An 8,382-nucleotide genomic window follows, 5' to 3' on the forward strand; every position below is an offset into this window, starting at 1 on the left:
CCCTCGCGTTGAGCGGCTACGATAGTTGCGAGTTCAACAACCTGCCGAAGCGCGAAGGAGCCCGAGATGCAGTTCGGCGTCTTCTCGGTCAGCGACATCACGACCGACCCCACGAACGGCCGCACGCCCAGCGAGGCGGAGCGGATCCAGGCGATCGTCACGATCGCCAAGAAGGTCGAGGAGGTCGGGCTGGACGTCTTCGCCCTCGGCGAGCACCACAACCCGCCGTTCTTCTCCTCCTCCCCCACGACCACGCTCGGCTTCATCGCGGCGCAGACGAGCACGCTGCTGCTCTCGACGGCCACGACGCTCATCACCACGAACGACCCGGTGAAGATCGCCGAGGACTACGCGATGCTGCAGCACCTCGCCGGGGGCCGCGTCGACCTGACCCTGGGGCGCGGCAACACCGGCCCCGTCTACCCGTGGTTCGGACAGGACATCCGCAACGGCATCCCGCTCGCGGTGGAGAACTACGCGCTGCTGCGCCGGCTCTGGACCGAGGACGTGGTGGACTGGCAGGGCAAGTTCCGGACGCCGCTGCAGGGCTTCACCTCGACCCCGCGCCCGCTGGACGGCGTGCCGCCCTTCGTCTGGCACGGGTCCATCCGCAGCCCCGAGATCGCCGAGCAGGCGGCGTACTACGGCGACGGGTTCTTCCACAACAACATCTTCTGGCCGATGTCGCACACCAAGCAGATGGTGGGCATCTACCGCCAGCGCTTCGAGCACTACGGGCACGGCCGGGCCGACCAGGCGATCGTGGGCCTCGGCGGCCAGGTGTTCATGCGCAAGAACTCGCAGGACGCGGTGCGCGAGTTCCGGCCGTACTTCGACAACGCCCCGGTCTACGGCCACGGGCCGAGCCTCGAGGACTTCAGCGCGGTCACCCCGCTGACGGTCGGCTCGCCGCAGCAGGTGATCGAGCGCTACCTCTCGTTCCGCGAGGACGTCGGCGACTACCAGCGCCAGCTCTTCCTCATCGACCACGCCGGCCTGCCGCTGAAGACGGTGCTCGAGCAGCTCGACATCCTGGGCGAGGAGGTGGTCCCGGTGCTCCGTCGCGAGCTCGACGCGTTGCGCCCCGCCCACGTGCCGGACGCTCCGACGCACGCGAGCCTGGTGGCCGCGAAGGGCGGCGCGCAGGACTCCACGGTGTACGCCGCGGGCGACGACGTCACCGGCAAGGCTCCGGCGGTGGCCCGATGACCGCGCGCACCCTCGCGGTCGTGAGTGCCGGGCTGAGCCAGCCCTCGTCCACCCGCTTGCTGGCCGACCGCCTCTCCGTGGCCACCAGCACCTCGTTGCAGGAACTCGGCTTCTCCCCTGCGGTCGAGGTGGTCGAGCTGCGCGACCTGGCCCACGACCTGACCGACAACCTGCTGACCGGCTTCCCGAGCCCGCGGCTCGAGTCGGCCATCGAGGCCGTGGTGGGGTCCGACGGGCTGATCGCCGTCACCCCGATCTTCACCGCGTCCTACAGCGGGCTGTTCAAGACGTTCTTCGACGTCCTGGAGCCGCAGGCCCTCACCGGCAAGCCGGTGCTGCTCGGGGCGACGGCCGGGACGGCCCGCCACTCGCTGGCCCTGGAGCACGCACTGCGCCCGCTGTTCGCGTACCTGCGGGCGGTGGTCGCCCCGACTGCGGTCTTCGCCGCCTCGGAGGACTGGGGCGCGGGGGACAGTCCGGTCGGGCGGGCGCTCGCCGAGCGGATCGCGCGCGCCGGCGGTGAGCTCGCCGACCTGATGGGCGTCGAGCGGCGCCGCCCCGCCGCGGACCCGCTGTCGACGCTCACGCCGTTCGAGCAGCTGCTGTCCGGCAACTGAGCTCCGCGGCTGACGGGGCGCCCCTTCCCTCGGGAGGCGGCGCCCCGTCTGCTTGCGGCCGCCGTCGCTCAGGCCGCCGCCCGCTCGGCGAAGAGCGCGTCGATGGCCGCGTGCGCGTCGGCGAGGCTCTTGTCCTCCAGGGCGCCGAGGTCCAGGGCGGCCATGGCCGGGCTCTCCCGGGCCAGGGTGAGCTCGGTGTCGATGAACCGCACGTCCGTGATCCCGACCGCGCTGAGGGCATGGCGCAGCCACGGCTCGCGGTGGTCCCAGCCCTCGCGCGGCGTGCCCGGGCCGTAGCCGCCACCGCGCGCCGTCGTGAACGTCATCCGGACGTGCCCGAGCAGGCCACCGGACTCCCCGGTGGTCAGCCCCGGCACGACGATGCGGTCGGTCCAGGCCTTGAACGTCGTCGGGGCGCTGAAGTTGTAGAGCGGCAGCCCGATGACGACCTCGTCGGCGGCGAGCAGCTCGTTCACCACCTCCTCCGTGAGGTCGCGTGCGGCCTGCTGCGCCGGCGTGCGGTCCGAGGGGGCGAGCACGTTGCCCAGGAACGCGTCCTGGTCCAGGTGCGGCAGCGGGCGTGCTGCGAGGTCCCGGTAGGTCACGGCGCCGTCGGGGTGCGCGGCCCGCCAGGCGTTGGCGAAGTGGGCGGACAGCTTGCGGCTGCGCGACCCCTCGGTCCGCATCGAGGAGTCGAGATGCAGTAGGTGTGCCATGGATGGAAGGTATAGCACAGATCGTTTGCGGCGCACAAACGTTCTGCCGACTACTCTTGCCGGGTGACGTCCGACCCGACAGCGCCTGCGACGGCGGGGACGACGCTCGCCCTCATCGACCACCTGAGCCGGCTGGGGCGGCGCTCCGCAGAGGCCCACGGCGTGCCGAGCGGCCTGCGCCCGCGCCAGTTCGTCGCCCTCACCGTGCTGCGCGAGCAGGGCCCGGTCGCCCAGCAGACCCTCGCGTCCGCTCTGCGACTGGACCCGAGCAACCTCGTCGGCCTGCTCAACGAGCTCGAGGGCTCCGGCCTGGTGGTCCGCCGCCGCGACCCGGGTGACCGCCGACGGCACATCGTGGAGCTGGCACCGGACGGGGCCCGCGCGCTCGAGGCCGCGGAGCGCGAGATGGCGTGCGTCGAGGACGGGCTGCTGCGGGCGCTGAGCGGACAGGAGCGCGAGGTCCTGCACGGGCTGCTCCGTCGCGCGCTGGGCGACCAGCTCCCGACCTGCGCCGAGGCCGACCCCCCGGGCGGCTGCTAGCCCTCGACGACCCACCAGGCGGCGTACGGCGGCAGCCAGGCCTGCCCCTCCGTCACCTGAATGGGGCTTCCGCTGATGGCGTCCGCTGGACGGACGAACCCGAGTTCCGCCAAGTGCGCGGCGGGCCACGGCTGCCAGTCCGGCGTCACGTTGTAGAGCCCGAGCAGCGGGCCCTCCGGGTGCCGGCGCAGCACCGGCAGCACGCCCGGGCCGACCGGCTGGAGCACCTCCGCCGGCACCGACGCGTGCAGGTGCGGCAGGGAGCGGCGCACCCGCGCGAGGCGGGCGAGCCCGGCGAAGGCGCGCCCCTCGACCCCGCCCGGGTCGTGCCGCTGGTACGCCGTGGCCCAGGGCATCCGGGGGCGGTGCGCCCAGCGGTTGTCGCCGCCGTGCCCCTCCTCCCGCGCCCACTCGGGGTCGCTGGGGAGCGCGAGCTCGTCGCCCATCCAGACGACGGGGACGCCACCCCAGCCCAGGACGACCGCGTAGGCGAGCCAGAGCCGCCCGAGCGCGGCGTCGACGGCGGCGGTGCCCCCCTGCTCACGAGCGGCCTCGAGGCCGACGAGGCCGGCGGCCATCCCGCTGATGCGCCGGTCCCCCGTCGCCGGGTTGTGCTGGAAGACGAGCCCGCGCGCCGGCGACCCCGGGAACTCCCCCGAGTACCAGTCGGAGAGGAACGCGCGGTGCGCCGGGCCGGAGAGGCCGACCGCAGCGGCGTCCCCGTCGTCGATCGCCCAGCCGATGTCGTCGTGGCATCGGACGTACGTCACCCACGCCGTGCTGGCCGGGATGGGCGGCAGCGCCCGGAGCGCGTGCGCCGCGAGGCGTACGTCCTGAGCGGCCAGCATCGACCAGACCTGCACCATGAGGCTGTTGTGGTACGCGAGGTCGCTCACCTTGCCGTAGTGCACCCCGCGCCCCAGGTAGTGCACCAGGTCGGCCGGCCCGACGATCGCCTCCGCCTTGAACGCCACGGCGGGGCACGCGATCCGGACCACGGCTCGCAGCGCCTGCGTCAGCGCGTGCACCTCCGGCTGGTTCTGGCAGTCGGTGCCGAGCCGCTTCCACAGGAACGCGATCGCGTCGAGCCGGAGCACCTCGACCCCGAGGTTCGCCAGGAAGAGCACGATGTCGGCGTACTCGCAGAAGACGTCCGGGTTGGACCAGTCGACGTCCCACTGCCAGCAGTTGAACGTCGTCCAGACCCAGCCGCGCAGCTCCTCGTCCCAGGTGAAGTTGCCGGGTGCGAAGTCCGGGAACACCTCCGGCAGCGTCTCCTCGTACTCGTCCGGTCGTGACCGGTCGTCGAAGACGTGGAAGTACGCGCGCCGGGCGGCGTCCCCGGCGCGCGCCGCCGCGGCCCACTCGTGCTCGCGCGCCACGTGGTTGAGGACGAGGTCCAGCACGAGGCTGATGCCGGCCGCACGCAGCGCGCGTGCCAGGTCGCGCAGCCCCTCGACGTCCCCCAGGTCCGGGCGGACCGACCGGTAGTCCGCCACCGCGTACCCGCCGTCGTTCTCGCCCTCGCGCGGGCGCAGCAGCGGCATGAGGTGCAGGTAGGTGACGCCGAGCTCCTGCAGGTAGGGGATGCGCTGCCGCACCCCCGCGAGGTCGCCGGCGAAGCGGTCCGCGTAGGCGGCGTAGCCCAGCATCCGCGGCGACTGGAACCAGTCGGGCTCGAGCGTGCGGGCCTGGTCGAGGCGGTGCAGCTCCGGGTCACGGGCGCGGTAGGCCGCCGCGGCGAGCCGGACCACGCGCAGCGCGAGGTCGCCGGCGGCCGGCTGCCCGTACGCGGCGGCGAGCCCGGCGTGCAGGTCCGCCCACCAGCGGTCCAGGCGGACGGCGAACAGCTCGCGGCGATGCTCGGGCAGCCCGGCGAGGGCCTGGCCGGCCGCTGCGTGCGCGGGCGCCGGTGCCCGCGGCGTGTCGATGGACATGACCGGATGTTCTCCAGTGCCGAAGCCACTGGAACGCGGGGCCGCGGACCGCCACAATGCCCGGGTCACCCGGCGGCAAGGAGCCCGATGAGCAACCCTGTCCACTCCCCGGCCGAGGGCGAGGGCCCCTGGTCCCGCGTGCTGCCCGTGGTCAGCTCCGCGCTGCACCGCATCGGGGCGGCGGCCCTGTCCCTCGGCGAGCCGAAGGTCGGCGGCACCCCCAGCGAGCAGCTGGCCTCGCACCTGCGCGCGCTGATGGAGGCGTCGCAGGCGATGCACGACATCGCCGCCTCGCTCGTGGGGCGCAACGACCACACGATGGCCGAGTTCGTGGCGATCCAGCGCACGCTCAACAGCGAGCTCATCGCCGACGAGGACAGCTCGTCCCGGCTCGAGGTGTCGGTGCTGTTCAGCGACCCCGAGCAGTGCGTCCGCATGGCCCGGCTCGTCGGCACCCCCGACGTCTTCACCATCCAGGGCTTCGACGCCTACCGGTACGCCCGGGTGGAGAGCCACGTCCCCGGCGGCGTGGTGCACGACGAGCTGTTCCTCGTCGTCGAGCGCCGGGTGCCGGAGGCGGAGCCGGACGAGGACCCCACCGCCGCCGCGGCGGCCGGCATCGTGGCCATCCTGCCGCTGGACCCGGACTCGCTGCAATGGGAGAGCGCCCTGCGCGGCGACGCCCCCGAGGACTGGCTGCGCGAGTTCGGCGCCTTCATCCGCCAGGACGCCGAAGCTCTGGCCGCCCAGTTGGCTCGGGCGCGTCGATCCGGGGCATAACGATCGGGCGGACCATCCCAATGGATGCACTAAGCGCTAGAGGATGGTGGCATAGAGTCACCACTACGCCGTGGGCGTCACGGCGCACGCTCGAGGGGAAGTGCCGATGACCGCAACCGAGCAGGCCGGTTCCGGAGGGTCGCCCGGCGGCCGCCCGGGCTCCGGGTCGGGGAGCCCGTCCGCCGGGACGGCTGTCACGATCGTGCCGGCAGGCGACGTGCGGCTGCTGACCGGCGTGCTGCTGTCCTGGCAGGAGCCGGCGTCCGGGGTCGAGACCACCGTCCACGCGTCCGTCGACATCGCCCCGACCAAGATGCACGGGGAGAAGCTCCCGGTGTGGGCGACCGTGCAGGCCGAGGGCGGCGACACCATCGTGCTCAGCGCCGAGGCTCGCCGGGGAGAGACCGCTCACATCCTCGACCTCGCCGGTCGGGTCGCGGCGCGCGAGCCGCGCCGCCGCAGCGTGCGGGCGCCGGCGCACCTCGACGTGGACGTCCGGGTGGAGGGCGAGACCGTGCGGACGCTGAGCGGGCGGACGCTCGACCTCTCGGCCGGGGGCTGCCGCATCGCGCTCGAGGGCGGCGAGCGGGAGGCCCCGACGCTCGACGCCGGCCAGCCGACGGACGTCGTCATCCACCTGGACCGCGAGAACCGTCCGCAGATGTCGGGGTACGTGCACGCCGTACGCCCCGGCGGGCAGGTCGTGATCCGCTTCGAGGAGCTCTCCCCGAGCTACGTGGAGCAGATCGAGCGCTACGTCTACGCGACACTGCCCTGAGCCCCGACGAGGGCACCGACGACGCGCGCGCCGCTCTGGAGTCCGAGCGGCGCGAGACCGAGGAGCGCATCGCGGCGCTCACGCGGGACTTCGGCGGCATCGTCGAGGCCGCCGCCGACGCCAACACCGACGACGAGCACGACCCCGAGGGCGCGACGATCGCGTTCGAGCGTGCCCAGGTCTCGGCCCTGCTCGAGCAGGCCCGCCAGCGGCTGCAGGAGCTGGAGGGAGCGCTCGCGCGCATCGACGGCGGCGCGTACGGCCGGTGCGAGGTGTGCGGGGAGCAGATCCCGGCCGCCCGCCTGGCCGTCCGCCCCTCGGCGCGCACGTGCGTCGGCTGCGCCTGACGCCGCTGCCCTTCCCGCGGGGCGGGCTCAAACGGCGACGACCGCCCGGCGCGCCTGGGACACGAGCTCGGCCCGGGCCTGCACGAGCCCGTGACCCGCGCAGCGAGGAACGACGTCGCCGCAGGCGAAGCGCCTCACGACGGTGCTCCTCGAGTGCTCGGTCTCAGGGCCGGGCGGTGGACAGGGCGGTCACGACGGCGTCCAGCAGGACGACGCCGACGTAGCGGCCGGTGTCGTCGACGCAGACCAGGGGGTCGAAGCGGCGCTCGGCCGGACGGGCCATCGCCCGCAGGGCCGCGTCCGCGAGCGGGGTGAGCGCGTTGACGCGCAGGATGGCGTCCGAGCCGCGGTAGCCCTGCGGGTCGCTGGCCCGGCGCAACGGCAGGTAGAGCGCGTCGGGGCAGCCGTCCCGGTCCACGCGCACCCGCGGCGACGGCGACGGCTCGAGCAGCTCGCCGGGGCGCAGCGGGGCGGTCCGGACCGCGAGCGAGCCGATGCGGCCGGTGTCCGCGGCACGGGCCGAGGAGGAGACGATCCGCGCCGCGACCTCCGCCGGCAGCTCGCTCCAGGCGGGCGCGGGGCGCCCCAGCAGCCAGCCCTGCGCGAGCGGCACCCCGAGCGCCTGGCAGCGCTCGAGCTCCTCCTGGGTCTCGATCCCCTCGGCCAGCACGTACGCGTCCAGGCGGCCGGCCAACGAGCCCAGCAGCTCGACGGTCCAGGCCTTCGCCCGGTCGGTGCCGACCCCGGTGATCAGCTCCCGGTCGATCTTGACGATGTCCGGGCGCACGTCGAGCAGCTGGACGAGCCCGGCATACCCGCTGCCCGCGTCGTCCATGGCGAGCAGCGCGCCGGCCGCGCGCAGGGACCGGATCGCCTCGCTCAGCTGCGGGCCGACGGTGTGGCCGGCGTGCCCGGTGAGCTCGACGACGAAGCCGGTGAGCTTGCCGGCCTCCCGCAGCACCTGCTGCACCGGCTCGGAGGCGAGGGCGTCCGGGCTGATGTTGACCGTGAGGAAACGGGGCTCGGGCAGCAGCTCGCGCGCGGCGACGGCGCGGGCCACGACGCGCGCTTCCAGCCGCGCCGCGCCGCCGTACAGGCGGGCCTGCCGGAACCACACGTCAGGGGTGGCCGCGGGCTCCAGCTCGAACCGGGAGAGCGCCTCGTAGCCGACGACGGTGCCGTTGACGATGTCGACGATCGGCTGGAACACCAGCGTGGGGTGGTCCGGGGCGGAGAGCGCCATGGCGAGGGCCGCCCGCCAGTCGCCGCTGCCCGGCCGCTCGGGCCGCGACGCGAGCAGCTCCCCCATGCCGGCCCATCGGCGGCCGCGGGCCTCGGCTGAGCGTTTCACGCCGCCGGTTGCAGGACCGGTGCCGGGGAAAGGCCGCGGCCCGCGCCTCCGGGGGGAGGAGGCGCGGGCCGCGGAGATCAATCAGCGAGGGGCTGTCAGGAGGCCCC

Annotated in this window: 11 protein-coding genes; 6 read left to right on the plus strand and 5 right to left on the minus strand. The window is 74.2% G+C overall.

Annotated elements, in window-relative coordinates:
• The first annotated feature begins 66 nt into the window (after positions 1-66).
• Positions 67-1,209, plus strand: coding sequence for an LLM class flavin-dependent oxidoreductase (locus G9H72_RS13410; protein WP_166171889.1), 1,143 nt, complete (start codon positions 67-69; stop codon positions 1,207-1,209).
• Positions 1,206-1,826, plus strand: a complete 621-nt coding sequence (locus G9H72_RS13415) for an FMN reductase (RefSeq protein ID WP_166171891.1) — start codon at positions 1,206-1,208, stop codon at positions 1,824-1,826. The genes G9H72_RS13410 and G9H72_RS13415 overlap by 4 nt, the downstream gene beginning before the upstream one ends.
• Before the next feature lie 68 nt (positions 1,827-1,894).
• Here G9H72_RS13415 and G9H72_RS13420 read toward each other — a convergent pair whose 3' ends face one another.
• A complete protein-coding gene (locus tag G9H72_RS13420; protein ID WP_166171893.1) occupies positions 1,895-2,542 on the minus strand; it encodes an FMN-dependent NADH-azoreductase in 648 nt (215 codons plus the stop codon).
• A 63-nt stretch (positions 2,543-2,605) separates the two neighbouring features.
• Here G9H72_RS13420 and G9H72_RS13425 point away from each other — a divergent pair, with 63 nt between their 5' ends.
• The gene (locus G9H72_RS13425; protein ID WP_166171895.1) at positions 2,606-3,082 is read left to right on the plus strand and encodes a MarR family winged helix-turn-helix transcriptional regulator; all 477 of its coding nucleotides are present in this window, start codon (positions 2,606-2,608) and stop codon (positions 3,080-3,082) included.
• On the opposite strand, the gene G9H72_RS13430 is transcribed toward G9H72_RS13425, so the two are convergent.
• Positions 3,079-5,019 carry an alpha-amylase family protein gene (locus G9H72_RS13430; protein ID WP_166171897.1) on the minus strand — a complete coding sequence of 647 codons (1,941 nt, stop codon included), beginning with the start codon at positions 5,017-5,019 and terminating at the stop codon, positions 3,079-3,081. The genes G9H72_RS13425 and G9H72_RS13430 overlap by 4 nt on opposite strands.
• Positions 5,020-5,106: 87 nt before the next feature.
• On the opposite strand from G9H72_RS13430, the gene G9H72_RS13435 reads away from it, so the two are divergent.
• Together G9H72_RS13435 and G9H72_RS13440 are read left to right on the plus strand one after the other, a co-directional pair.
• The gene (locus G9H72_RS13435) at positions 5,107-5,799 is read left to right on the plus strand and encodes a hypothetical protein (RefSeq protein WP_166171899.1); all 693 of its coding nucleotides are present in this window, start codon (positions 5,107-5,109) and stop codon (positions 5,797-5,799) included.
• A 106-nt stretch (positions 5,800-5,905) separates the two neighbouring features.
• Positions 5,906-6,577: a PilZ domain-containing protein gene (locus G9H72_RS13440; RefSeq protein ID WP_166171901.1), complete on the plus strand. Its 672-nt coding sequence runs from the start codon at positions 5,906-5,908 to the stop codon at positions 6,575-6,577.
• Here the strand turns inward: G9H72_RS13440 and G9H72_RS21695 are convergent.
• Positions 6,559-6,717: a hypothetical protein gene (locus G9H72_RS21695; RefSeq protein ID WP_231126984.1), complete on the minus strand. Its 159-nt coding sequence runs from the start codon at positions 6,715-6,717 to the stop codon at positions 6,559-6,561. The two genes, G9H72_RS13440 and G9H72_RS21695, sit on opposite strands and share 19 nt — an antisense overlap.
• Here G9H72_RS21695 and G9H72_RS23430 point away from each other — a divergent pair.
• Entirely contained in the window at positions 6,646-6,924 is a 279-nt protein-coding gene (locus tag G9H72_RS23430) for a TraR/DksA family transcriptional regulator (protein WP_407939592.1), read from the plus strand. The two genes, G9H72_RS21695 and G9H72_RS23430, sit on opposite strands and share 72 nt — an antisense overlap.
• A gap of 27 nt (positions 6,925-6,951) precedes the next feature.
• On the opposite strand, the gene G9H72_RS13450 is transcribed toward G9H72_RS23430, so the two are convergent.
• Complete coding sequence (locus G9H72_RS13450) at positions 6,952-7,062, minus strand: DUF1059 domain-containing protein (protein WP_166171903.1); 111 nt, start codon at positions 7,060-7,062, stop codon at positions 6,952-6,954.
• 25 nt (positions 7,063-7,087) lie between these two features.
• Complete coding sequence (locus G9H72_RS13455) at positions 7,088-8,233, minus strand: EAL domain-containing protein (RefSeq protein ID WP_166171905.1); 1,146 nt, start codon at positions 8,231-8,233, stop codon at positions 7,088-7,090.
• Between the last annotated feature and the right edge of the window lie 149 nt (positions 8,234-8,382).

Origin of the sequence: Motilibacter aurantiacus (genome assembly GCF_011250645.1) — a bacterium.
Lineage (GTDB): Bacteria > Actinomycetota > Actinomycetes > Motilibacterales > Motilibacteraceae > Motilibacter_A > Motilibacter_A aurantiacus.